Annotated in this window: 19 protein-coding genes; 9 read left to right on the forward strand and 10 right to left on the reverse strand. The window is 50.0% G+C overall.

Annotated elements, in window-relative coordinates:
• Window positions 1-40 precede the first annotated feature (40 nt).
• Window positions 41-436 (reverse strand): hypothetical protein, encoded by a 396-nt coding sequence (locus L855_RS10465; RefSeq protein ID WP_159787762.1) that lies wholly within the window; start codon window positions 434-436, stop codon window positions 41-43.
• Between the two features lie 30 nt (window positions 437-466).
• Window positions 467-1,330 (reverse strand): cyanophycinase, encoded by an 864-nt coding sequence (locus L855_RS10470; protein ID WP_159787765.1) that lies wholly within the window; start codon window positions 1,328-1,330, stop codon window positions 467-469.
• 514 nt (window positions 1,331-1,844) lie between these two features.
• Here L855_RS10470 and trmD point away from each other — a divergent pair.
• Entirely contained in the window at window positions 1,845-2,591 is a 747-nt protein-coding gene (trmD, locus tag L855_RS10475; protein WP_159787768.1) for a tRNA (guanosine(37)-N1)-methyltransferase TrmD, read from the forward strand.
• Window positions 2,592-2,604: 13 nt separating this feature from the next.
• Here the strand turns inward: trmD and L855_RS10480 are convergent, their stop codons facing one another.
• Entirely contained in the window at window positions 2,605-3,141 is a 537-nt protein-coding gene (locus L855_RS10480) for a universal stress protein (RefSeq protein WP_159787771.1), read from the reverse strand.
• Between the two features lie 88 nt (window positions 3,142-3,229).
• Complete coding sequence (gene ilvD / locus L855_RS10485) at window positions 3,230-4,915, reverse strand: dihydroxy-acid dehydratase (RefSeq protein ID WP_159787774.1); 1,686 nt, start codon at window positions 4,913-4,915, stop codon at window positions 3,230-3,232.
• Between the two features lie 218 nt (window positions 4,916-5,133).
• Between ilvD and L855_RS10490 the strand changes: the two genes are divergently transcribed.
• The 7 genes from L855_RS10490 to tnpC all read left to right on the forward strand — a co-directional run bounded on the left by L855_RS10490 (window position 5,134) and on the right by tnpC (window position 12,460).
• Entirely contained in the window at window positions 5,134-5,985 is an 852-nt protein-coding gene (locus L855_RS10490) for a pentapeptide repeat-containing protein (protein ID WP_159787777.1), read from the forward strand.
• Between the two features lie 48 nt (window positions 5,986-6,033).
• Window positions 6,034-7,287, forward strand: a complete 1,254-nt coding sequence (locus L855_RS10495; RefSeq protein ID WP_159787780.1) for a GH25 family lysozyme — start codon at window positions 6,034-6,036, stop codon at window positions 7,285-7,287.
• Between the two features lie 39 nt (window positions 7,288-7,326).
• On the forward strand, window positions 7,327-8,088 hold the full coding sequence (locus tag L855_RS10500) for a Uma2 family endonuclease (protein ID WP_159787783.1): 762 nt from the start codon (window positions 7,327-7,329) through the stop codon (window positions 8,086-8,088).
• A 62-nt stretch (window positions 8,089-8,150) separates the two neighbouring features.
• Window positions 8,151-9,119, forward strand: coding sequence for a glycosyltransferase family 2 protein (locus tag L855_RS10505; protein ID WP_246198802.1), 969 nt, complete (start codon window positions 8,151-8,153; stop codon window positions 9,117-9,119).
• 93 nt (window positions 9,120-9,212) lie between these two features.
• On the forward strand, window positions 9,213-10,886 hold the full coding sequence (locus tag L855_RS10510; protein ID WP_159787786.1) for a BNR-4 repeat-containing protein: 1,674 nt from the start codon (window positions 9,213-9,215) through the stop codon (window positions 10,884-10,886).
• Window positions 10,887-11,011: 125 nt separating this feature from the next.
• On the forward strand, window positions 11,012-11,311 hold the full coding sequence (locus L855_RS22805; RefSeq protein WP_425500566.1) for a DUF6444 domain-containing protein: 300 nt from the start codon (window positions 11,012-11,014) through the stop codon (window positions 11,309-11,311).
• A gap of 129 nt (window positions 11,312-11,440) precedes the next feature.
• On the forward strand, window positions 11,441-12,460 hold the full coding sequence (gene tnpC, locus L855_RS10515) for an IS66 family transposase (RefSeq protein WP_425500567.1): 1,020 nt from the start codon (window positions 11,441-11,443) through the stop codon (window positions 12,458-12,460).
• Window positions 12,461-12,500: 40 nt separating this feature from the next.
• Here tnpC and L855_RS10520 read toward each other — a convergent pair whose 3' ends face one another.
• Both L855_RS10520 and L855_RS10525 read right to left on the reverse strand, forming a co-directional pair.
• Window positions 12,501-13,595 (reverse strand): methyltransferase domain-containing protein, encoded by a 1,095-nt coding sequence (locus tag L855_RS10520; protein WP_159787789.1) that lies wholly within the window; start codon window positions 13,593-13,595, stop codon window positions 12,501-12,503.
• Between the two features lie 45 nt (window positions 13,596-13,640).
• Window positions 13,641-20,732 carry a tetratricopeptide repeat protein gene (locus tag L855_RS10525; RefSeq protein WP_159787792.1) on the reverse strand — a complete coding sequence of 2,364 codons (7,092 nt, stop codon included), beginning with the start codon at window positions 20,730-20,732 and terminating at the stop codon, window positions 13,641-13,643.
• Window positions 20,733-20,954: 222 nt separating this feature from the next.
• Between L855_RS10525 and L855_RS10530 the strand changes: the two genes are divergently transcribed.
• Window positions 20,955-22,409, forward strand: a complete 1,455-nt coding sequence (locus L855_RS10530; RefSeq protein WP_159787795.1) for an alginate lyase family protein — start codon at window positions 20,955-20,957, stop codon at window positions 22,407-22,409.
• A gap of 73 nt (window positions 22,410-22,482) precedes the next feature.
• On the opposite strand, the gene L855_RS10535 is transcribed toward L855_RS10530, so the two are convergent.
• From L855_RS10535 to L855_RS22215, 4 genes are all read right to left on the reverse strand, one after another.
• A complete protein-coding gene (locus L855_RS10535) occupies window positions 22,483-23,802 on the reverse strand; it encodes a four-carbon acid sugar kinase family protein (RefSeq protein ID WP_159787797.1) in 1,320 nt (439 codons plus the stop codon).
• A gap of 119 nt (window positions 23,803-23,921) precedes the next feature.
• Entirely contained in the window at window positions 23,922-24,548 is a 627-nt protein-coding gene (locus L855_RS10540; RefSeq protein WP_159787799.1) for a protease complex subunit PrcB family protein, read from the reverse strand.
• Between the two features lie 118 nt (window positions 24,549-24,666).
• Window positions 24,667-24,957, reverse strand: a complete 291-nt coding sequence (locus L855_RS21840) for a bacteriohemerythrin (RefSeq protein WP_343039358.1) — start codon at window positions 24,955-24,957, stop codon at window positions 24,667-24,669.
• On the reverse strand, window positions 24,958-25,086 hold the full coding sequence (locus L855_RS22215; protein ID WP_281349495.1) for a hypothetical protein: 129 nt from the start codon (window positions 25,084-25,086) through the stop codon (window positions 24,958-24,960).
• Between the last annotated feature and the right edge of the window lie 228 nt (window positions 25,087-25,314).

A 25,314-nucleotide genomic window follows, 5' to 3' on the forward strand; every position in this document is an offset into this window, starting at 1 on the left:
ACTTGGAGGACGGCAACAGAGGAACAGGAGCTAGGTGACCCTAGAACGACTTGCGATCTGGCTGGGAGGAGTCTAGGGAGGCTTCTAGGCGAGATAACTGGGCTTCTAGAGAGTCAAGACGCCGATTTTGTTCCATCAAGAGGGTTGCTAGACGCTCTAAACGAGGATCAGGGATGGGAGTGCGTCCGTTTGGGCGATCGCGCTGAGAGGGCGAGTCCGGTTGGGTCTGGGGGGAAACCGGGCGATCGCGGGACTGAACCTGGTTGACTTGTCGGTCGAGCTGTCGCAGTTGGGCTTGCAGTTGCCGAACTTGGGATTCTAGGCGGTTAACCCGCGAGGCATCTAAAGCCAGCGCAGGGGAGACCTGACTTCCAATGGCGATGGCCAGGAGAATTACAAGTATCCACTGCGTCAATTGGCTCTTATTGGGAATCATAGGGACGGCTGAGAACGCCGAGAGGAGCGGTTAAGCACTCAGGCGTTGTTCAGGAACATGCAGGCTACGGGTGGGGATGTGATAGCGATCGCCGTAGGTGAGGACGTGAACTCGTAAGTTAAAGATACTTAAGGGATTGATGGCATCTACATAGGGTTCATTGGTGTAATCGACTTCACCGGGATCGATGATGGTGACGGTTCCTTTCCCCAAGACTTGGATCAGGCCCTCTCCTTCAAAGAGAGCGCAGGTATCCTCATCAATGCCGACACCAATGCGATCGGGGTTAGCGGAAATGGCCGTAATCAGCCGGGCCATGCGGTTACGATTGTGGAAATGCTGGTCAACAATGACCTGGGGCAAAATGCCGAGGCCGGTTGTCATATCCACGAGGGAGCGATTGGGAGACTCCCCACTGCCGCCACCGGCGATCATATGGTATCCCATCACTGCTGCCCCGGCGCTGGTTCCGGCGAGGACGATTTCTCCCCGTTGCACTTGCAGGAGAATCTTCTCCATTAAGGGGGTATCCGCCAACAGGGAACACAGGCGAAGTTGGTCACCGCCAGTCATGAAGACGCCGGTACATTCTTCGAGGTCGTTTTGCCAAATGGGGTCTTCTCCCTGATAGCGTTCTCGGATATCTAGGATGCGAACCGCTTTGGCTCCCATTTCTTCAAAGATATCTCGATAGCGGTTACCGATGGCTGCCGGTTCCCGTGAGGCTGAAGGAATGATAGCAATTTGGGCATCCCGACCCCCTGAACGGTTAAAGAAGGTTTGCAGGATTTCGCGCCCGTGAACTTTATCTTCCGCGCCGCCGATTACCAAAATCGTTGTTTGAGGGGAATGGGACATCGTCGGTTCGAGAGATTGAGCATCTGTTTGGATCATAGGGAATTAGGGCGTAATGGACTTCGAGTCAAGGATTCCTACGAGACGGGCTGTCTGTAGGGTACTCTGGCACTAAACGTTCACCGTCCCTTCGAGACGCTACGCGAACGGCAGAGCGCCTGCCCTCCGGTGACGTGGGGGTCAACGCGGATGGGGGTGAGCGACGAGGGCATCGGGGTGACGTGAAGGAGCATGTGGGTTGTCTAACCCCGGCTGTAATCGGATCGATTCGCGTCGACAGCGCCAATAGTATACAAAAACTCGGGACGCTTTGCTCGGGATGCTTTATGAGCGCGACAACCGTTGATCTTTGGCGTAATAAGGGGTAGCCATTCGTATCTTCCTATAATACCATCTTGGATGGCATGGGGTTATCAGGGGTCAAGTGTTGGTGGGAGGTCAGGGGAGTCTTCGCAGGTCATGAAAATCAGATGGGGCGAGCTGCTAGAGTGAGATGTTTGCTGATTTGATCGTTCCGATGAGGTGCGAGTTTTGCCAAGGCTGATGTCCCGGTATGAGATTTGATATTGTTACGCTGTTTCCAGAGTTTTTTCAGACCCCGCTACAAGTTGGGTTAATGTCGAAGGCGATCGCCCGGGGAATTGCCGAGGTTCACTGTACGAATCCTCGCGATTTTACCCAGGACAAACATCGTCGTGTGGATGATGAACCCTATGGCGGCGGGGTGGGGATGGTGTTGAAGCCGGAGCCGATTTTTGCGGCGGTGGAGTCGTTACCGGTGTTGCCCCGTCGGGAGGTGATTTTAACGACCCCCCAGGGGGAACCGCTGTGTCAGCAGCATTTTAAGGATTGGGCTAGGGACTGCGATCAGCTCGTGGTCTTATGCGGTCATTATGAGGGCATGGACGAGCGTGTAACCCATTTGGTGACTCGGGAGGTGTCCTTGGGGGATTTTGTGCTGACAGGGGGGGAAATTCCGGCGCTGGCCTTGGTGAATGGGGTGGTGCGCCTGTTGCCGGGAACGGTGGGTAAGACGGCTTCCTTGGAGGCGGATAGTTTTGAGGAGGGGTTGTTGGACTATCCCCATTACACTCGTCCGGCGGTGTTCCGCAATTGGCAGGTTCCTGAGGTGTTGTTGTCGGGGAATCATGCCAAGATTGCTCAATGGCGGCGATCGCAGCAGTGGGAACGCACGCGATCGCGCCGCCCGGATTTGTTCAAGGCCTTAGAGATTCCAGACGATATTGACCCCAGTTCCCAGACTGAAGACTCGACGGGGGAGAGTCAGGGGCCAGTCTGAGTGCCAATCAGGCTTAGGTTTCCGAGGAGGCTGGGGGGAGGTCCGCTTGGGGGGGGAACTGTTGTTGCTCCTGATTGCCGGCGGGAACCACGAGAGTTGGACAGGGGGAGTTTTGGATGACGTACTGACTGACGCTGCCTAAAATCAGGGCTTGCCAGCCTTCTTTTTTGCCATTGCCTACCACGATGAGGTCTGCCGACCACTCTTGAGCTAGGTAGCTTAGGAGGGGGCCGGGGCTGCGGCGATCGATGCGATAGTCACAGAACACGTCCGCTTGAGCCGCGTGTTCACAGAGTTTTCGCAGCCAGGTTCGGGCCTGTTTGAGATGTTTGACCTGGTCTGACTGTTGGAGGTCATCCAGGTGGATACGACTTTGTAGGCCAACGCCTGCGTCGAGTAGGCTGCCGAGTTTCTCGTGGAACTCTAGGTTGAGGCAATGGATTAAGCGTAACTCCCCCTGACGGTCTTGGGCGATCGCCAGAGCCTGATGAAACACCTTCTCGGCTAGATCGGTTTGGTCTAACCCCACGAGGATACGATACGGTTCCATACTTGTCCTTAGAGGGTATGTAGATGTCCCGAGTATCCAGGGATTCAGAAGAACCGGAGACTCAGGACAGGCGGCTAACTGGCAATCCTTAAGACTCGGGCAAGTCCGTCACGGCTCCGAGGCTACTCGATGAGACCAGTTTGGCATATTTGGCCAACACACCCCGACGATAGCGAGGGGCACGAGGGGTCCAGTTAGCCCGACGCTGACTCAGTTGGGCCTCAGAGATATGAAGATCGAGCGATCGCGTATGAGCATCGATGGTGATCATATCCCCTTCTTCCACGAGGGCGATCGCACCTCCCACAGCGGCTTCCGGGGCCACGTGACCCACGACCATGCCATAGGTTCCTCCGGAGAAGCGGCCATCGGTAATCAGGCCCACCGAGTCTCCTAAACCGGCGCCAATGATGGCAGAGGTGGGGGCAAGCATTTCGCGCATTCCCGGACCCCCTTTGGGCCCTTCGTAGCGAATCACCATGATATCCCCGGCCTGGATTTTGCCGTCGAGGATGGCTTTGAGGCTCTCTTCTTCCGATTCAAACACCCGCGCCGGCCCGGTCATTTTGGGGTTTTTCACGCCGCTGATTTTGGCTACGGCCCCTTCTTCAGCCAGGTTCCCTTTGAGGATGGCCAAATGACCCTGTTGATAGACGGGGTTATCCCAGGGACGAATCACTGACTGGTTCTCCGGGGGAGTGCTGGGGATATCGGCCAGTTGTTCGGCGATGGTTTTACCGGTAATGGTGAGAGCGTCACCGTGGAGTAAGCCTTGTTCGAGCAGCATTTTCATCACCTGGGGAACGCCTCCGGCTTGGTGGAAGTCCACGGTGAGGTATTGGCCACTGGGTTTGAGATCGCAAAGGACGGGAACCTTATGACGGATGGTTTCAAAGTCGTCCAAGGTCAGGTCGACGCCGATGGCGTTAGCGATGGCCAGGAGGTGTAGGACGGAGTTGGTTGAGCCTCCCACGGCCATAATGACGGCGATGGCATTCTCGAAGGCTTGGCGGGTGAGAATGTGTTGGGGGAGGCGTTGGTGGCGGACGGCGTCAATGAGGACTTTGCCGGATTCTTCCGTACTCTCGGCTTTTTCGGCATCCTCAGCGGCCATGGTGGAGGAGTACATTAAACTCATCCCCATGGCTTCAAAGGCGGAGGACATGGTGTTGGCGGTGTACATCCCACCACAGGACCCGGCCCCTGGACAAGCGCGGCGTTCAACTTCCTTGAGTTCGGCATCATCGATTTTACCGGCACTATGTTGCCCCACGGCTTCAAAGGCACTGACAACGTTCAGGTCTTGACCCTTGTAGTGACCGGGTTTGATGGTTCCCCCATAGACAAAAATGGCCGGGATATTGAGGCGAGCCATGGCAATCATGGCCCCCGGCATATTTTTGTCACAACCGCCAATGGCCAAGACGCCATCAAGGCTTTGGCCGTTGCAGACGGTTTCAATGGAATCGGCGATGACTTCGCGGGAGACGAGAGAGTATTTCATCCCCTCGGTTCCCATGGAAATGCCGTCACTGATGGTGATGGTTCCAAAGACTTGGGGCATTCCTCCCCCTTGGCGCACCCCAATTTCAGCCCGTTGGGCCAGGCCATCGAGTCCCATATTGCAGGGGGTGATGGTACTGTAGCCATTGGCGACGCCGATAATGGGTTTGGAAAAGTCGTCGTCCCCGAAGCCGACAGCCCGTAACATGGCTCGGTTAGGAGTCCGGGAACTACCTTGGGTAACGACGTGACTGCGAAGATTGTCGGACATGGTCTGATGTTCTCTCAATGAAAGCGTATCGAGGATAGGCGATCGCACCGGGGCGGAACAAGCGCCTCCCGAGGGGGAATGGTCGAGTTCGCCTGAAGAAACTCAATCATACTGGGATCTTTGTCTCGTTTGATTGTTTCATAAGACGTGGGGGTCGTGCTAGATGCCAAAATATATTCAGCCAAGTTGATGATAGTTTAGGGGGCAAGTCACCCAGGATGAGAGCCGATGAACTCTTAGAGCGGTATGCAGACGGAGAACGGGATTTTCGTGAAGTAGACCTCAGTCGCGCCAATTTATCTGGGCAAGACCTCAGCGGGGCTAATCTACGACAATCCAATTTGACTGCTGTAGATTTACGAGAGACGAACTTACGGGGTGTGAATCTCCGGGAATCTCAGTTACAGGGAGCTAAACTGCATCGTGCTAATTTACAAGATGCCAATTTAATTTCTAGCAAGTTGCTCCATGCTGATTTGTCTGAAGCCCAGATGAGTGAAGCCAATTTACGCGGCGCAAAGTTGGTGGGGGTCTCATTACAGGGCGCTGATTTAACGGAAGCCATTTTGAATGAGGCAGATCTCAATCAAGCTAATCTGGATAATGCGACGTTACGAGAGGTGAATTTAAGCCGGTCTAATCTCTGTCGTGCTTCCATGCAAGGGGCTATTTTAGAGGGGGCGAATTTGACGATTGCGGTACTAACAGAAGTGGATTTAGAGAATGCTAACTTAATGAAAAGTATTTTGAATGGTGCCAATTTAAGTCAGGCAAATTTGATGGGGGTTGATTTGAGTTTTGCTAAACTTAGTGGGGCAAATTTGGCGGGGGCAAATCTGACCAAGGCACAGTTACGGGCAGCGAATTTGAGTTGGGCAACCTTACGGGGGGCGAATTTGACGGGGGCGAGTTTATATCGGACTAAGTTGAGTTGGTCGAATTTGACGGGGGCGATTCTCAATGATGCGATTCTAATGAGTGCTAAAATTTATAAGACGAATTTTCGGGATGCAGAACTGTCGCAGACAATTATGCCTGATGGGAAAACGTTTGGGGATAATCGGCAGTAAGCACAGAATCGCAGGCACAAGTCAGTAGAGATGGGTCAAGGGTGAGATATGGTTAGAGGCATTGATGTTGCGGATTACCAGGGAACCGTTAATTGGCCGGTGGTGGCTAAGTCGGGAATTGAGTTTGCGGTGACGAAGGCGACGGAGGGGGGAACGTTCGTGGCGGACTCCTTTACTCGTAATTGGGCTGGGATTCGTTCGGCTGGGTTGGTTCGCGGGGCCTATCATTTTTACCGTCCCCGGACAGATGCGCTGGCTCAGGCGAATTTGTTTTTGAATATGGTGAAGTTGCAACCGGGGGATTTACCGCCGGTGTTGGATATTGAAAGTGATGATGGGGTAGAACCGGAGCGGATTCGTGCGGGCATCCGGAGTTGGTTGGTGCGGGTGGAGGAGGCGACGCAGCGTCGGCCGATCCTGTATACCTATCCGTCGTTTTGGGAGCGGTTGGGGAATTGGCAGGATTTTACGGACTATCCTCTCTGGATTGCCCATTACACGACGGCTGAGCGGCCCTGGGTTCCTGGGGGCTGGCGCACGTGGACGATGTGGCAATTTACGGATCGTGGCACGGTGAGTGGTGTGACGGGGCCGGTGGATGTGAACTCGTTTAATGTGATTAAGGCGGGAAGTCAGAGCCAGATGGTGGTTCAGGTACAGCGGTCTCTGCGAGGGAAGGGCTATGACATTGGGGCGCTTGATGGGGTATTTGGCCCGAAAAGCCAAGAGGCAACCCGTGAGTTTCAGACGGCGTTGGGATTGACGGCGACGGGTGAGATTACGTCGCGAACTTGGGCCTATCTGTTGGATGCTACGATAACGGGCAAAGGAGTGGACCCTAAGCCACCGGATTCGGAGAAGAGTATGCCTACCCCCACGGATGCGATTAAGTTGATTGATGTGATGAAGTTCTATCAGGATTTACCTCATCAGGCGAAGGCGTTGAACTGGTTACAGGGGCGACTGGAAAGCGGGGTGCTGCTGGAGTTTGCTCGTCGTTGGCGCAATAATCCGACGAGTACGACCCCAATTGAGTTGGTCAATGTGGCTAAGTTTTATCGCAATCTGTCCAGCCAGAATCAGGCGTTGGAATGGCTGGAGGGACAACTGAGTTCGGAGATGGTGAAGGAGTTTGCTCAGCGGTGGCGATCGCCCCAGGAGTTCCGGGAGGCTCCGATTGTGTTAGTGAATGCGGCGCAATATTATCAAGGGATGAGTCATCAGAAACAGGCTTGGCAATGGCTCCAGGAGCGCCTCAGTCATGAGGATTTGGCTGAGTTTGCTCGGATTTGGCGCCAATAGGGTTGGCTGTGTTTACCGTTTATCGTTGCGAGATTACAGATGGATAAGTCCCCGAATTTTACTCCCCATGAGGCGATCGCCGGTACGGAGATTGCGATCGATACGTTTGTGACGGCGAAACAGAAGCGTCTGTTAACGGATTCGCTGTATACGTCTCTGCATGGACAGCCGTTCTTGATTGAAAGCAATATCGGTATTCTCCATACTCAGGGACAGCCTCTGGTGGCCCCGGATTTGATGTTGAGTTTGGATATTGGTGATGATTGGTGGACTCACCGTCATCATCCCTATTCTCTGTGGGAGTTTGGCAAGTCTCCGGATTTGGTGATGGAAGTTGTCTCGACGGCGACGGGGGATGAGTTGGGGGCGAAGCTGAGTGTGTATGAACGGTTACGGGTGAGTTACTATGTGCTGTTTGATCCTGAACGGGTGCTGGGGGGTCCCCGGTTGCGGGCGTTTGAGTTGCGGGGTAAGTGCTATTTTGAGATTGCCAAGTTTAATGAGCTGGATAAGCCAATTTGGTTGGATCAGGTGGGGTTAGGCTTGATGCTGTGGCAAGGGGAGTTTGAGGATAAGGATGGCCTCTGGTTGCGTTGGTGTGATCAGCAGGGGAATATTTTACCGACGGGCTATGAGTTGGCTCAGCAGGAGTTATTAGACCGCGAGGAGTATGAGAAGCGGGCCGAACGGATTGAGTCGCAGTTGTTGCAGGCGAATCAACGGACGGAACGGGCGAAGAAGTGGGCCCAGCGGTTGGCGGAACAGTTGCGGGCGTTGGGGGTTGATCCGGATACGCTGTAGGGGGAGATCCTGAGGAGGGGGGCGAGGGCCTGAAGAGAGCAGATGTTGATGGGGTTAGATCGATGTCTGTGGTGAAGCCTCGGGTGAGTGTGATTATTCCGGTTTACAATGGTGGGCGCTTTCTGGGGGAGGCGATCGCTAGTGTTTTGGCGCAAACTTATACGGACTGGGAGTTAATTGTGGTGGATGATGGCTCGACGGAGGCGATCGAGCCGCTGATTGCGCCCTATGGCTCGCGGCTGCGCTATATTCGCCAGGAGAATCAGGGGGTGGCGGTAGCGCGAAATCGGGGACTGGAGGTGGCGCGAGGGGAGTTTATTGCCTTTTTGGATCAGGATGATTGGTTTGAGCCGGATAAGTTAGAGGTCCAGGTGGCGGCGTTGCAGGAGTCGCCCCATCTGGGGATGGTTCATAGTGGTTGGTTTGTGGTGGATGCGGCGGGAGAGCGGTTGTCGACGGTGAATCCGAGGGAGGGAATTCCCGAGTTGGATTTGGCGGCGTGGCTGTTGTGGAAGCCGGTGTTTTTGGGGGCGATGCTGTTTCGGCGATCGTGTTTTGAGGGAGTGGGGGGATTTGATAAAAAGTTGGAAAAAACTCCGGATGTAGCGTTGGTTTTGCGGTTAATACTAAAAGGATGCCAAGGGGACTGGGTTTCTCGGCCAACGGTCTCTTATCGCCAACATCAGACCAATGCTTCGCGGGAAACGCGAGTGCAGGTGCGTGAATGTGAGCAAATCTTAGATGAGATGTTTGCTCATCCTCATCTTCCGCCAGAGGTGCGGGGGCTTGAGTCTCAGGCTCGCTATAACAATCTGGTTTGGAGTGCTTGGCGGTTGTACTCGACGGGCGAGTTTTCTCTGATGAGGGATTATTTGAGGAAATCTTTGGCGTATGGTCATCAATCTCGGACGGAAACGGTTTTGGATTGGCTGCGTTGGTTTGAGCGGTATGAGGCTGAGTATGGGGGACGATTTAATACGGCTGATTTGGGTCAATATTCTGAGTGGTTTGGTCGACTAATACAATCGTAGCGATGATCACCATCTTCCTTTTTAGCTGTTAAATATATTTGTAATAATTTTCTGTTTTTTTCTCTTTGATGTTTAGGAGTGGATGGCTGAGGGATGAGTGCAGATGAGTTGCTAAGACAGGCGAATTGGTTGAAGCGAGAAGGAAAGTTAGACGAGGCGATCGCCCTTTATCGTCAAGCAATCGAAATAAACCCACATTTAGCTATAGCTTATCAAGGCTTGGCGGATGCTTTTACTAAACAGGGTGATTTATATGAGGCGGTTACTTGTTATTCTAAAGGATTAAAAAATTGTACTAACTCCCCGTGGTTGTTTTATATTCTGGTAATTTTTTGGGCTAAGCTGAGAAACTTAGATGCGGCCATAAAACACTTTAAATATGTATTTCAATCCAAGCTTAATTTAAATAAGAATAAAATCAATATACAGCACCTCCCAGATTACCACCAATACAAGAAATATAAACAATTTATATCACCCAAAAAAATACAACCTTTAGAAATAGTTGAATTGGGGCAAGGTTGGGCAGGAAATACCATAAATACCGTAATATTCCGGCATCATGGTATTTTTACTTCGAATAATTATCAATTCACAGCTTATTATGATAGTGATGAAAAATTGCGTATAGTTAAAAGAGATTTAGAGAATAGCTCAATTACCCATCATACAATTAGTGGTAAATATAATTTAAAAGATGCTCATAATTCAATTAGCTTAGGAGTTGATAGCGAAGGCTATATACACATTTGTTACGATCATCATGTTCATTCCTTGCGTTATCGGCGATCGCAACAACCTTGGTCTATTGATGAGTGGACTGATGTACTTTCCATGACCGGAAAAAAGGAAGAAAATGTCACTTACCCCACTTTTCTAATCAATTCAGTGGATAATAGTCTAATTTTTCTTTACCGGGATGGGCATTATTCAAAAGGGCAAGCTTGTATAAAGAAATACGATGTGGCAACTAAATTGTGGGCAGATTACCCATTTCCTATTCTTTCTGGTTATGAGCAAAAACCTTGGACGAGTAATCCTTACTGGAATCATCCTGTTTTTGATGCTACAGGTAAATTGCATTTATCTTATGTTTGGCGTACCCATCCTATTGGGAGAGACAAAAGGGTTAATAACATAGGTATTGACTATGCTTACTCACCCGATCAGGGTAGGGCTTGGTTTACAATTAAAGGCTTGACCCTTGATCTTCCCATAACACAGGTTAATAGCGAAACAGTTTGGGCTATTCCTACGGGAAGTAACCTAATTAATCAAACAAGTATGGCAACTAATAGCAAAGGCTATCCACATATTGTCTTTTATGCTAATGACGAAAATGATATTCCACAATATCAGCATTTATGGTTTGATGGATGTCAATGGCAACATAGTGTGATATCCAAACGAACCCAAAAATTCGATCTTTTAGGTGGTGGAACTTTGCAAATCCCCATGAGTCGCCCAGAAATAGTTATTGATAAGCAGGACTGTGTTCATGTTATCTATAGATCAGACTTTACAGAACATAAAATGGCGGTTTTGACACTCTTTCCTGAAGATTATCATTTTTCAGAAGCAGTCGAAAAAATACTTTGGAATGAACCTTTAGGCTTTGCTGAACCGATAATTGATCGACTGCGCTGGCAAAAAGATGCTACACTTTCTATGCTTATTCAATACAATCATCAACCTCAGCATGATCAGGGTGTTTCTTTTGCTGAAAGCCCTGTATATATTATGGATTGGTGCTTAAATATATCCTAGATTGTCTATGGTAAGTCGTACAGAATTGTTGATCTGTTTTCACGATACTTTCCCCTTAGATGAAATCACGTAAGCATTCAGGTGGGGGGGCTTGACAAGCGGGAAAAGAAGAGTAGGGTAGAGCCATGAAGAGCCGACTGCCGAAAATTCCCAAAGACCGAGAAGCCCTAGAAAAGCGGACCAAGTCAGTTCTAGTGGAGATCGTGCTGCAACAGCAAGCGGTACTCGAAGAACTCGTAGCGGAAGTCGAGCGGCTCAAAGGATTGATAGACAAGGATAGCCAGACCTCCTCCAAGCCCCCCTCAAGCGACCTCATCCGGCGTTCGGAGAAAGTCAAGAAGGAAGCAGAGTCCGACTCATCAAAACGAAAACCGGGAGGACAACCGGGACACCCCGGAATTTGGGCGTTTCCTAAACCCGCGTAGCTGGCAATGCTCTCTATCGAGCCTCAAATCTGTCTTCAGTGCGGGGGCAACCACTTTCAAGACAGTGATGCCACCATGAGCCGCTCAGCCGTGGCTCAAGACCAGCTTGCGGGGTAGCTTTAACAACTCATGGTTGTTCACGCCGCTATCTGCGGTCAATGCGGAGTCAGAGTCGCTGGAGAATTACCCGAAGGCATCATCCCCGGACAAGACTTATCGGCGAAGTTGCAAGGATTGTTAACCTGGCTGGGACATTACGGACATCTCTCCTACGCCAAACAACAAGAGTGGTTGTGGGAGTTCGCTCAAATCCACGTGGGGACAGGAACTCTAGAAGCCACCAGTCGGCGAGTCGCCGAGGCCGCGCTTCAACCGGTTGAGGCCTTAAAAGAGTGGATTCGTCAGCAAGAGAGCGTCCACGCCGACGAGTCTCCCTGGCTCGTCAATGGTGTCAAAGAATGGCTGTGGACGCTTTCGGGAAAAGGCTATAGCTTTTTCCATGCCGGCGACACACGCTCGCGAGCCGAACTCGAAGAGCGACTCGGTCAGAGTTTTGCCGGAGTTCTCATCTCCGACGATTTCAGCGTCTACAACGGCTACCCGGTCAGCGCCCAACAGAAATGCTTAGCTCATCTGCGGCGACACTTTCAACAGGTCGCGCGCCTGAAAAGGCCTCAGCAGCAGCAATTAGGAGAAGCCTTCGTCTCACTGATTGACGAGGCCTTCGGCGAGCATCGCCATTGGCGAGAGACCGGCGATGCGGCTCGTTATGCTACTTGGGCTGCCTCTTTCAAAGAGAAGGTCACTCAAGCCATTGACACTTGGTGGTCTCGAGCTGGTTCTGCTGCCAGATTGCTGTTGAAGTCTTTGACTAACAAGGCTCATCAATGGTGGTATTTCCTCGACCACCCTCAAGTGCCGCCCGATAACAATCGCGCGGAAAGGTCGTTGCGTCTGGCGGTGACCAAGCGCAAGGTGGCTGGTGGCTCCCGTTCCTGGAACGGATTTCGCCGCAGTGCCACCCTGCTGACGGTGATTCAAACTTGTCGCGCTCAGGGTCGTTCGGCGGTTGAGTTTTTTGAGCGGGCGCTTGCTCTTGGTGTTCGAGGACGCTCTCACGAGCTGTCTTTGATTCCGGGGTCGGATTAAGCTGGGGGTTTTGTCAATCCCCTACACCTGAATGCTTACACTAAATCTTAATGTCATTTTTCCTGAGAGCAAGCACCGTGTGTACAGTTAATCCTTTCCAGCAATAATCAGGAATATTTGACTTGATAAGTGTTTCAGGTGAAAAAATCTTAGTGACATCATAATTTATATCAATTGGTATGATTCGACCAAGGCTGTTATGTATATCTTTGATACCAAATCGTCGGACATGATCAAATTGACCAAAACGACTTTGGGCTTCTTCAGCACTAAGAGGCGCAAAACATTCTTCATAATAACCATTCATAAAAGGAATTATACAAAGATGCCACCCATCATCTTTCAATGAACGATGCAAGCCTTTGAAAACATAAGAAATATTACAAGGAATATGTTCCATAATGTGACTATGAATGATCAGATCAAAATGTTGATCAGGCAAATCATCAATGTCATTGCACAAATCAAATTTTTGTATGTTTTTTGCAAAGCTATACCTCTTCGGATCAAGATCTACTACAAAGTAATTATCAGGACAAACTATTGATGAAATTTTATCATATAAGCCCAATTCTGGTGCCAAATGGAATATGCGAACATTTGGGGAAAGAACCGCCAAATGCTCTATATACAAATAAAGTAAACGAGTTCTTTCTAGGGAGCCACAGTTCAAACATTTTACATTTTTTCTGCTGTTCATTGCCACAAAAAAGGGAGAGCCACAAATATTGCAATGAGGCTCAAAGAGTTGTCGATTTTGATTTTGGTATTCTAAAGCCTCTGCTATATTGATAACTTTGGGATATGTAATTCTATCAAAACTATCCACTATCTTTCTTAATCGCTCAGTTGCTTCGAGCCAGTTTTTTTGAAGCATTGCAATTTTTGCAAACTCCATAAAGATTGGAAAATATGTAGGATGTTTTTCTATACCTTCACATATAGTTTTCTCAGCCTGATTGAAAAGATTTTGATTGCGGTACGCAATGGAAAGCCTAACATACGCACCACCACTACCGACTCGCTCAAACCTTTCAAAGAGTGCTTGCCAGCGGATAACTGCCTCTGACCAATTTTTCGATTTCATTGCCTCTTCAGCGAATGCAATCATTGCATTCATATCATTTTTATTCATTTGATACTCTCCTTACTCGATAATTAAAAACTAAAACATTGTAAATTATTTGGCTAAGAGAATACGGGAATGAGAAAGATGTCTCTGAGTTGCCTGACGATAGACTTCTTGATAACGTGAAGACATTTTGTATGTTGTATTTACTCGACCTTGCCCCTTTTGCCATTCCGCAACGGCTAATCTTTTTTTGGATAACATCTTAACATTAAAAACTTCATTAACAATATTATTGTAAAGCTTATCTATATCATGATGCTCATAAACCCAGCCACCACCACTTTCAATCACTCGTCCTGCTACCGTCGGAAAATTAAATACTATAGCCGGAATTCCCACTGACCACAGTTCTGTTAATGTATGACACCAAGTTTCATTCCAAATTGAGAAAATAGCACCTACATGAGGTTTGATTTTTTGAACACGATCAGCAAATTCATCTCTTATATAAGTACCATGTAACTTTAATCTCGGATGTTGATAATTGAAAGAAATATTGCCCAAGATATGAAAATCTAACTTGCCTTCTTTATCAGCATCTAACAACATCTTGATGAGATTACGACCTTTAGCAACAGATATATTTCCTGGAATTAAAATTCTCAAAGGTTCTCCTTCTTTTAATTCTGGATAAATTTGAACAAAAGTCGAAAAATTACGACCATGAGGGATTACATGAAATCTATCAGAAGGAATTTCTGGCAATTCTCTAAGAATTGTTTCTCGAACACTTGTCGAAGTTGTAACAAACATATCACACCATGCTAAAGCGTCACTAAATTGTTTTCGCCATTGTTTCACCCAAGCATTTTTGAGGCGAGGCAAACTATTTGCAGGCCAAAGATCCGGGGTACAATCACCATCTGTGCTTGTACATTTCCCACCACAGAATACATTGTTCTCATCTAATAATTTAACGGTGGGACACACTGTATAAAAATCATGAAACGACATCACAACCGCTGCTCCTGATTGATTAGATAACTTAGGCAAAGATAAACTATGCCATAGCAGATGACGAATATGCACTAAATCAAAATCATATTCCATTAACCAGCTTTCTACTACTCGGTCATATTCAAAAGATTTATGGTAAAGAGGTTCAACTTGCTCTGTCAAAATGTGTTCTCTAATAATTTCTTCTTGAGAGTCTACTATTTTAGACAATGTTAGTATTGTACCATCACAATGCAAAAGCCAAGTTTCCCAGCGGTCAGAAAGAGCTGCCATTAAATCTAAGTTAGTTTGTGGAGTACCTCCTGTTTTAGTGGCTATAACAAACAAAGCTCTAGGTAGTATTCCAGATGATTCTACACAATCAACCTGAGCTTGTCTAGCACGAAATCTAGCTAAATTTATCTGTGGACTTTCTGAAAATACGCGAATTGCCTTTTTATAATGAGGGTAACGCTCATCAATAATACTACGGCCTGCTTGAATTAAATCAGTTTTGGTTTGACCAAAGCTTTTATTGCGATCATGAAATATATATGTACGATCATCCATTATATTTCTCCACCCTAGTTTTATGGCGCGCATACAAAAATCATTTTCTTCACAGTAGCCTCTGGGAAATGCTTTCTCATCAAATAAACCAACATCATCAATACAAGCTCGACGAATGTACATACAAAAACCATTGCCCGTAGGGACTGTAGGATAAAAACCTGGAGAACGACGTCGAAAAGCTACAGCATAATCCATTTCTGTAACTGCGGGAGGTAGATCATTTTCATTGCCTATTTGGGGGGCTGAAAAAGCACCAGCACGATCAGACATCGGTGTTACAGTTCCAATACGAGGATCAGACGCCACGGCACGACGCAAGCCTTCGAGCCAACGTGGAGTCACACGAGCATCAGAATTCAATAAGACTATATCATCTCGACCAGACTCAGCTATTCCTCTATTAATTGTACGAGTAAAACCCAGATTATGTTCGTTTTTTAACAGACGAATATTTTTATAATCTTTAATTTTTGAAAGAATTTCACTCACTTTTAAATCTGTACTTGCATCATCAATAAAAAGCAGTTTGCTAGATATGGTTGTATACTTTAAAAGTCTTTCAATACAAACCTCAAGGTCATCAGGAGCATTATAAATAGGAACTATAATAGTGATATAATTTTTTAATGAATAAAATGGTAGATAATCATTGCATTTACTGATTTTATCTTTGTTCAAAACTATGCGTATTGAAGCCAACTCAATACCGCTATTAACTTTCAAGGTTATTTGATGATTATTATTAAATAATCCTTGTGCAAAATTGAGCTTAAAACCTCCTAATCCGCTAGAAATACCCAGCCTTTTTAAATCATTTCTTACCTGATCATTTTTGATGGTTGCAAATAAAACTGCATCTATGAAAACATCTATTTCCAATACCAAGTTAGGTTGTTGATTGTAGACAATCCAACCCTTTAAAGTATTTTGATTAGCTGATTCAATTTTAAATTTATAATCACTACTAACTTTTGGTGATATGGGACTTAAATTAAATTCAGACTCCGCTGCCTCTGTTCTGAACTTCCCTGATTTTTTATAAGCTTCCCTCGCTTCATCAAAACGTCCTAACTGCTTCAATGCTTCACCTAAGCGATGATAGACCGAGTCAATATTGCAATGCTCATTAGTCTTAACCATCTGTAGCTTGGTATTATCATCCTCTTTCTTTTCATTCCTAAACTTTGACCAAACTGATTCAACAGCAGGGAAACCCGCCAATAAAAAATTCAACTCATCCGAGAGGACCACAACCCCGCCACGAACCTCATCCATAACCGCAGCTAACCGAGACCTATTTACCCCAAACCCAAACTCCGCCGCCAATAACTCCCAACCGCGAACCCGGAATTTATTACATTCCGCCTCATCTGATAATACCCTATCCAAAACCGCAGGCAAATCCCCCTCAGCCACCGGAACCACAGCCCCCGACTCAATCACATCAGCCACCGCCGCCGTTTCCGACAACAGCACCACCAACCCCATTCCCAAAGCATCCGACAACTTCGCCGGAATTTGGAACTGCGACACCTCAGAACCCACATCCTGCAACAGCACACAAATATCACCCACCGCCACCACATCCGGGATAGACTCAAAGGGCTGATTCCCCACAAACACATAGTCCACCCCAGAAATACCGAGCAACCTTTCCTTCAGACTCTCATCGGTAAAATCCCCAATAATCGCAAATACCACATCCTTGCGACCCAAACTCGCCAGAGCCTCAGCCGTCTCCACCAAACCCTTATGCTTCCTTGGCGTACCAAAAAACAGCACCACCTTTTTATCCTGAGCAATACCAAAGCGTTCCCGACTGCCGCGCTTCAGGTCAGCCGAAGGCACAAACCTCGCCTCATCTCGCCCATGGCGAATCACGACCCCGCCATAACGCTCCTGTAAAGCCGGATTCGAGACTGTCACCCCATCAAACTCCCGCACCAAACCCACTGCGATGCGAGTCCACTCCGTACCCTGCAAATGCTTCCATTTTGGCAAACGTTCCCCAGACTCCAGGAACTCCCGCAAATCCACAGGTTCTGATGCCTTAACAAAAGTCAATTCCTCATCATCAATATCTACAAGCACCCGTGCATTCCACAGCAGCTTGTATAACAGCCCCAAAACAATATTCGGCATCCGAGGCTGAGACAGATGCACCACCTCATAGGGATGAGCCAAAACCAAGGCCAACGCCTGCTCAAGAAACTGCTCTTCATGCTCAGCCTGTATCCTATGACAAGGAATCTCCGTCTCCCGAATTGGCTGCGACACCTGCCCCTCAGACTGAGGAAACTGACTGCTAATTAACTCAACTTGAGCGAAACCGCCATACAACTGTGCCAAAGTATCGGCCCGGTCCACTGCCTTCTGGGACAACTCACCACTACAGACCCCCACCTGAGGGCGCGGCTTCCCGTTTGCCGAAGCCTGCTTCATCTCTCCCGGATGGTCTGCGACTCTGTCAACGACAATCCCGTCCTCAGAACCCGACCAAACTGCCACTAAACCCAGTTCTGTCTCCAGTTTCTCACTCATCCCTCGGCGAATCTCATCACTCGTGCGAGCTACATTCCAAACCCGTACCTCAGATAACTGACCATCCAGGAACTCATCGAGACGAGAACTCACCATCAGACGCACTGGAGCTTCTGTCGGCGTCGCGCCAGACTCCTGCCCCCAGTCCTGTTCTCTGTGCAACACACCATCGATATAAAGCTGTCCAGACTGCCCAAGCTTCCGCACACAGGCAATGTGAACCCATTGATGCAAACGAATCCTCTCTTGTGGGACCCAAGTTAGAGGTTTAGCACAGCCTTTCCCACCGCCGTAGTACCACTGGCCTCGCTCCCCATTCTTGAGGCGTAAACAGAACTCATTTTGCTCATCACTGACAAATTTACCGACAAGATTCGTCCAATCCTGTGGCCACTCCCTCAAACGCAACCAAAATTCAACGGTCAAATCTCCTGTAAGACTTAACTCCTGACGATGAGGGATTTCTCCATACATCCCCAACTCCGGCCGAAAATCGAGTACCGTGCCTTGACCTGACCCTGGAGCCACTTGCCAATACTGCTGCCACTCCTGGGCGGACTCCGGCCAACGACCCAAGCCTATCAACGCCAAGGCCCGCTGCCGTCTTACCAAGGCATTCCCAGGCTGAAGTTCCAACAGTCGCCCCCATTCTAGCACCGCCTCATCCCAACGCTCTAAGCTCACTAAAGCCTCAGCTAAACAGCGGTACAACTCAGGGCTATTCCATCCCAGCCCGATCGCTCGCCGCCACTCCATAACCGCCTCCATGGGGCGTTCGGAAGCTGCTAAAGCTTGTCCTAAGCCAAATAAAGCCTCTCCTGACTCCCCACACTCCAACAAGACTTGGCGATACTGTTGGATGGCTTCGGACCACCGGCCCAACTGCTGCAACACTTCAGCTAAAGCTAAGCCACAGTCAACGCTCTGGCTCAACTCCCAACTGCGACGATAGAACCCCAACGCCTCATCAAGTCGTCCTTGTCCCGCTGAGCATTTTCCCAGATAAAAGTAGCCTTGTGGCTGATTGGGCTGTAACTCCAGATTCCGCCTTAAACAAGCCTCGGCCCGCTCTAAGTGGATTTCACCCTCAAGCAACGCTACTCCCAAACCTAACTGGAGTTGAGGGTCATCACGATTAAGATCCACTGCCTGCTGCCAATCATTTACAGCTTCGTGCAACGGTCCCTGACGGCATAATAACTGCTTGAACTGTGGGGTAAATTCTAGTCCTTCGGGCTTTAAGGCTACTGCCCGCCCTACTGCTTCAATCGCGGCTTGCCAATCCTGTTTCTCAACGAAGACTTGACTCAGCAGCCAATGAAACTCCTCATCATCTGGCTTTAACTCCAAACCTCGATTTAAGACGTCGATCGCCCCATCCCAATCTTCCAACTTCAGCAACGCCAGCCCGAGGTGAGAGTAGCTGACATCATTAGAGCCGAAAGCAATGGCTTGCCGATAGGCCTGCACCGCCTCAGAATACTGTTCGAGTTCTAAGAACGCCAGCCCTAAATGGCAATAGCCCCCAGGATATTCCGGATTCAGAGGCATCGCCGCGTCCAACACCGCAGCCGCTCCCTGCCAATCTTCTAAACCCAAGAGAGCCTCGCCCCAGAAATAGCGGCTCCAAAAGAACTGGGAATCCAACGTCACCGCCTGTTCCAGATAGGGAATCGCCGCCTGCCAATTTGCCCGAGCGACTTGAGCGCGTCCTGCATAATAATGGGCTTGCGCTACCTGAGGATTAAGGGCGATCGCCGCCTCCGCCTGGGGCAATGCGTCTTCCCATTGTTCCTGTTCACAGAGGAGTTCGGCAAACCCCAACCGTAACTCAAACCCATTAGGGGCAAAGGTGAGCGCACGACGATACACGGCGATCGCCTCTTCGAGTAACCCCTGGTCCTTCAAGGTTTGAGCAAAACGCTGTTGCGCCAAGACCTGTTCCGGCGCAGACTCCGCCAGACGATGATACTCAGCCATCGCCCCTTGCCAGTCTTCTAACTTCGTCAAGACCCGAGCATAGCCCAAACGAGAAATCACCCGTTGCGGTTCCCGCTGCAAAATCTGCTCATACATCTCCCGAGCCGACAGCCAGTTCTGATGATGCGCCAACACCTCCGCCAGATTATGCCAAGCATCGGTCAACTGCTCATCACGGGCGATCGCCTCTCGATAATAGCGTTCCGCCATCGACCAGTCTCCCAAGCGCACCCAGCGATTTCCCAAACTGAAATAGTCCTGCGCCTGGCCTGACACCGGGTCCAAACCCAACACCCGATGCCAACAACGCACCGCTTCAACTTCATTCCCCACCTGTTCCCAAACCCCAGCCAAGGCGCGATGTAATACCACTCGTTGCGGTTGGTATCGTAGCGCCCGTTGGAAACATTCGATCGCCCGCGGCCACTGCCGCTCTTGGGCATAAAGATTACCTAAATTCCCATACACCTCAGCAAAATCAGGCCGTAAACGCAGGGCCTCCCGATAACTCCGCCGCGCCTCCGATGACCGTCCCGTTAGCTGTAAAACATCCCCCAGCAGTTTGTAGAGACTCGCCGTGGGTTGAAGCGCCAGAGCTTGTTCACAGGTCTCAATACAAGCTTGCCACTGGCGCTGTTGTCCATAGGTGAGGGCTTGAGCCTGTAACTGCTCAAAACTCTGGGAAGATGAGCCAGTCTGCTGCTCCTCATTTGAGGACTCCTGCCCGGAGTGGTTTTGATGGTCAGGAGAGGCTTCCTGAGATAATGCTTGTTTATAGGCGGCGATCGCCTCTCCCCAGCGTTCTTCCGTCTTCAGCCGCTGAGCCAGAGTTAACCATTCTTCCCGAGAGCTTGCCTCTATCTCTTGAAGTGAAATTAATTGAGTCTGAGTCTCAGGTTGTTCAAACTCTTTCGAAGCGTCCCGATCTTGAGTCATCTTTTCCGGCCCCATGATGTTGGATTGCCCCATAGCCACTTGTTTAGAAGGCTCCTGTTGCCCCTCATGAGTCGAAGGAGCAACCGTATCCGGAGGCATTAGGGTTGAATCCTCCAATTCAGCATTGGGGGCAAAAAGGGGAGTTAGATCCAAGAGGCCGGGAGGTGTGCTCATAGAACCGTAAGTTCGTTCTCTGTGGGCGTACTAATCGGATCTACCCAAACCTCAAGCGAGATCCGGATGTTCTGCAAAATTTCCGATCCCATAAATTACTGAAGCACTATCCCATTTGCAAACTTGCTAGACCATTGCCAGCGTTGCTCGACCAAGCTCAGAAAGACCCAGCCCAGCAACGGGGCAACTCCAATTAACCCAACCGAATTAACGCTTATTGTGATGTCCAATCAACCACGAATCCAAGCCATCCTGTTGGCCCTGGGGGGTGCATTGGCGATCGCGGGCTGTTCTGCCTCAGCCCTGATCTCCCCCAAACCCCCTTCAACTTCCACCCCATCAGACACCACATCCGATCTTCACTCACAACACCAATCCTCCCAAACTCCCCCTAACATCCTCTTCGATGCAGTAGCCCTAGAGAATGCCCAACACCGACTCCAACAATCCCCAGACCACTATCCCCTCACCCACGCCGCCTACGACGACATTCGCCAGAAAGCCGATCGCTTCCAACACCGAGTCCAAAACTCCCCCCCACCCGTCTACACCGGAACCCGACGCGACGACTACCGCCAAGCCGCTACCACCGGACTCACCCCCAGCCTCTACACCGCCTTAGTTTGCGTCATCGAAGCGGCCGCCGACCATTGCCAAACCACCATCGACACCCTCGTGGCTTGGGCCGAAGCTGACGGCGGAACCCAAGTTGGACAAGGACACCGTGACGATCTCATCGGGGCCGGACTCGATATCGGCCGCCTCTTTCACTACTACGCCCAAGCCTTTCAACTCGTCGCCCCCCAGATGTCACCGAGAGAACAGCAACAAGTCCAAGATTGGTTCCTAGCCCTGGGACAACAAATCCAAACCAGTCATCGCTATTGGCTGCATCACCTCTCCCGCGAAGGGGCCAACAACCACCTCTCACGACATTTACAAGGGATGTTGATTGCAGCCCTCTATAGCGAAGATGACGAGTTGCTGGACTATGTTTTAGAAGACAGTCCCTGGAACTATGCCAACTTAGTCCGGGATGCCATTTATGAGGAAGATAACCCCGATAATCTCTTTCGCCGGAACCGGGACTTCTCTCATTTGCCCATTCAAGCGCGAACCGGGGAAATCTACGATCGCCACCGCAGCCTCCCCCATCCCCCCGCCCAAAACGACATCTACAACCGCCATCGCTGGTGGGACGAGGACGTCACCCAAGGGGTCGGATTTGCCTACAGTGTCTTCCACCTCGAAGGCCTCATCCTCACGGCCCATATGGCGGAACTCAACGGCCTGCAATACCCAGAACAACGGTTAATGGACGTCGAAAATCAATCGATTCGCAATGCCCTGCGCTTCTACGGCCAGTATTACCTAGACTATCCCTGGGGACGAGAGGACTGCCGAGACATCGAAGACCTCGAACCCTCCCCCGACCCCTACGACGGCGACTGTCCCATCGCCTATGAACCCTATTTCGGGGAAAACCCCAAATACCATACCCTCTATCTGTTCCTCCTGGCCCAAGACTATTACCCCGAGGATGCCGCCTTTTATGAGGACATTATTGCCGCCAACGAGCCGAAGTTAATCCCCCAAGAGACGGCCCATCCTCTCCATAGTCCCGCCAGTGTCTTCACCTTTATCTATGGCGAATCCTCTCATGCCAATTTTCGATAACCTTGTCATACATTGACACTGGGGGAGGGCGACCACAAGGGTTCGCCCCTACGGGTATGGATGAAAATTGGTATTAATCGCCAGAAAAACGGCGATAGACGGTGGCTAAACCTTTCTCATCCCCCACATTGCCGGGGAAGAGAACGACAGGTAAATTGGGAAACTGAGGATGAGTCTCGGGAGTCCGCACAACGGAACAGCCAGCCAGAATTTGTCCCAAGAGGTTGGCGGTGCGTAGGGCCAACCCCTGACTGAGAACATCGTTGGAGGTGATGCCCCCTTTACTAATCAGGAAGCCCAATTCTGGCGGTAATCCTCGCACTACATCCATGAGTAATTGAGACACCGCAACGCCGAACTTGAGACGGGTATCGCGGTCGGGAAATTGCAATTCTTCACGACTGGTATAGATAACAGGAGTTTGGCCGCTGGTCCAACTCTCCTGCACTTTCTCTAAAACTCCCGTCAACAACGCCTCTCGCTGTTGGGGAGACTCGTCAACCAGGTGGCTAACATCCACTTCCACCCCCGTCACTCCTGTTTCTTGCAACAGATGCTGGAGTTGTTGGGTGGTTTTCTTGACATGGGACCCGACTAACACAGCCCCCGGTTTGCCACCGCGCACATATTGGGTCATATCTTCAGCCGCGATGGGTTGGGGGCCGAGATTGGCTAGGGAGGTGAGGAGGCTAGCCGCACTGCGGAAGAGAAAGCGTTTTCCTTGACTGGCGGCTTTGAGGATGTCGGCGGCGAATTGGTCTAAATCCGTTTGGGTTTCGGCATCCACGACGCCACAGGTGTTGTTTTCTAAGGCCATTAACCGCTCGAAACAGCCCGATCGCACGTCCTCTAGGGTAAATCGTTCCACGGCCTCAGCGGCAATGGTTCCCTGGGTTTTCTCGGCCACATAGTCGGGGAGATAGCTGTGGTGATAGCCAAAGACCGAATCTTGGGCAAATTCCGTTTCATGGACGGGAACGGGTTGGCCGTCGACATGGAGATAATGGACACTATCTCGGGTGACACGTCCCCCCTCAAAGAAGGCGGGGGTGAGGAAATGCGCGTCAAAGGAGCCGAGTTCTTGGGCGATCGCATCGGTTTCGATGGGATAATGACCTCGTAGGGTGGAGTCAGAACGACTCACTACCAGGAAGTCGTCAATTCCCACTTGGGCGATCACCGTCTTAAGATTCTGACAGACTTCAGCGGTCACCTGACGGGCCGCTTCAGGGGCCAAGGCGCGAGTATTGGTGAGGACAAAGAAAATTGGAGCCTCATCCACGAGTCCCAATTTTAAGGTCTCGACATCCCATTGGGTGAGCAAGAGACAACTGTGAACCGTCTGGGAACCGGTGGGATCGTCGTCGAGAACGATGATTTTGGGGCTACTCATAGGAATAATGGTATTGATATTTCGGCATCAATCCCATTATTCCAGAGGGCGACCACAAGAGGGTGACCACAGCTCGGCTATCGCTCGCTGACCGCAAGGGTACGCCCCTACGGTTTTTCCTAACAGTCTGGAGGGGCCTGATGATGTTGGAAACTTACGGGACGGCTGGTGCGCTCAATGCGAACGATGTGATAGGGCTGAGTAATCGCCATAGTGGCCATGCCACAGCTACGAGTTTCCAGGTAGTGGACGACGAGTTCCTGCCCTTGTTGTCGCACTCGGTCGACCTGAACACCGTAAGACCCATCCCCGCGATCGCCCAATCCCACGGCGATGATACTGTAATTCTCAAAATCAATCTCGGGGACGTTCGGCGAAGGAGAGACGGTCCCGTGGAGTTGTTCCCAGAACCCTCGCCATTCTGACTCCTCTGTAATGAGTCGTTCAAAGGACTCGTTGAAACCACTGTAATTCCCCTGTTCCTGGGTTTCAAAGGAGACGGTTCTCATGGCTGGAGTGGCTGAGGGTTGGGGGGGTTGCTTCAGGCTGCCTCGGCGATACACCGAGATGGCAGAACCCGCCAATCCCTGCCATAACTGACGATGGCAGGGCCCCCAAATGGAGGAGGTGGGGGCGGCGATGGGGTTAACCCAGCCGCAGTCCGCCTGGCTGGGAACCGTGGCGAGGGCCAAGGCCAGCGGGAGTTGGAGGGGAATTGTTAGGGCGATCGCCAAAAACTGGATCATAGGTCTAATCTGCTCAAGGCTGGATGGAATCATCCCCTATGATCCTACAAAATTTCCCCTTGTCCCGCCGGCCCTGTGTGACTTCTACCACTGTCCTGTCCTCACCTTAACAGTCCATCTACGACGATGAGCCACCCGACGGTGTTGCATAAGGTTTAAGCTGCATATCGATTTTACGGATGTGATTAATAAACCAATCCAAAAGGTTACGGTTGACTTTTAAAACCAAAGATAGACTCGCCCCTTCTTGCTCAAATTGACATTTAATATCCTCAAAGGTCTGCCGGAAATAACGATGTGCCTGTTTGTTTTCACAGGCAATGGGGCATTGATAGGCATTCATGCAGTTTTCTTCAAAACCAAAGTGCTGGTCAATATATCGACCTAAAAAAATAATGATTCTTTCAATTTATGACTTGGCTTTATTTTCTTGAAGTGCCACCATTAGGAGATTCAACTGCTCAATGAGTTGCTGGTGTTGCTGATCAATCGTATCAATCCCAACGCGCAAAGACTCATCCCAAGGGATAGTTCGCATAGTGTTAAGTCCTGAACCGTACTTGACAAGTAGAGGGAGTTAAGAGCAACAATGATGAGAGCAGCATTGTCTATGGTCTATTCTAGCGCCTCAATGACTTAGAAAGGCTGCGCAAACCTTCAACCCTGTAGTTCCTTTGAGTCAGTACATAAGATGTCATTCTCAGAGTTTGCCCAATCTTTACGGAAACTTAACGTTGAGTCCTTATGGTAAGCCCAGGGCAGGTTG

This window comes from Sodalinema gerasimenkoae IPPAS B-353 (assembly GCF_009846485.1).
GTDB classification, from domain to species: Bacteria; Cyanobacteriota; Cyanobacteriia; order Cyanobacteriales; family Geitlerinemataceae; genus Sodalinema; species Sodalinema gerasimenkoae.

What these genes read in the sequence shown, in the direction of transcription:
- L855_RS10465 (WP_159787762.1), bottom strand. Translation starts at nt 436, where the DNA reads ATGATTCCCAATAAGAGCCAATTGACGCAGTGGATACTTGTAATTCTC.
- L855_RS10470 (WP_159787765.1), bottom strand. Translation starts at nt 1,330, where the DNA reads ATGATCCAAACAGATGCTCAATCTCTCGAACCGACGATGTCCCATTCC.
- trmD (WP_159787768.1), top strand. Translation starts at nt 1,845, where the DNA reads ATGAGATTTGATATTGTTACGCTGTTTCCAGAGTTTTTTCAGACCCCG.
- L855_RS10480 (WP_159787771.1), bottom strand. Translation starts at nt 3,141, where the DNA reads ATGGAACCGTATCGTATCCTCGTGGGGTTAGACCAAACCGATCTAGCC.
- ilvD (WP_159787774.1), bottom strand. Translation starts at nt 4,915, where the DNA reads ATGTCCGACAATCTTCGCAGTCACGTCGTTACCCAAGGTAGTTCCCGG.
- L855_RS10490 (WP_159787777.1), top strand. Translation starts at nt 5,134, where the DNA reads ATGAGAGCCGATGAACTCTTAGAGCGGTATGCAGACGGAGAACGGGAT.
- L855_RS10495 (WP_159787780.1), top strand. Translation starts at nt 6,034, where the DNA reads ATGGTTAGAGGCATTGATGTTGCGGATTACCAGGGAACCGTTAATTGG.
- L855_RS10500 (WP_159787783.1), top strand. Translation starts at nt 7,327, where the DNA reads ATGGATAAGTCCCCGAATTTTACTCCCCATGAGGCGATCGCCGGTACG.
- L855_RS10505 (WP_246198802.1), top strand. Translation starts at nt 8,151, where the DNA reads ATGTCTGTGGTGAAGCCTCGGGTGAGTGTGATTATTCCGGTTTACAAT.
- L855_RS10510 (WP_159787786.1), top strand. Translation starts at nt 9,213, where the DNA reads ATGAGTGCAGATGAGTTGCTAAGACAGGCGAATTGGTTGAAGCGAGAA.
- L855_RS22805 (WP_425500566.1), top strand. Translation starts at nt 11,012, where the DNA reads ATGAAGAGCCGACTGCCGAAAATTCCCAAAGACCGAGAAGCCCTAGAA.
- tnpC (WP_425500567.1), top strand. Translation starts at nt 11,441, where the DNA reads ATGGTTGTTCACGCCGCTATCTGCGGTCAATGCGGAGTCAGAGTCGCT.
- L855_RS10520 (WP_159787789.1), bottom strand. Translation starts at nt 13,595, where the DNA reads ATGAATAAAAATGATATGAATGCAATGATTGCATTCGCTGAAGAGGCA.
- L855_RS10525 (WP_159787792.1), bottom strand. Translation starts at nt 20,732, where the DNA reads ATGAGCACACCTCCCGGCCTCTTGGATCTAACTCCCCTTTTTGCCCCC.
- L855_RS10530 (WP_159787795.1), top strand. Translation starts at nt 20,955, where the DNA reads ATGTCCAATCAACCACGAATCCAAGCCATCCTGTTGGCCCTGGGGGGT.
- L855_RS10535 (WP_159787797.1), bottom strand. Translation starts at nt 23,802, where the DNA reads ATGAGTAGCCCCAAAATCATCGTTCTCGACGACGATCCCACCGGTTCC.
- L855_RS10540 (WP_159787799.1), bottom strand. Translation starts at nt 24,548, where the DNA reads ATGATCCAGTTTTTGGCGATCGCCCTAACAATTCCCCTCCAACTCCCG.
- L855_RS22215 (WP_281349495.1), bottom strand. Translation starts at nt 25,086, where the DNA reads ATGCGAACTATCCCTTGGGATGAGTCTTTGCGCGTTGGGATTGATACG.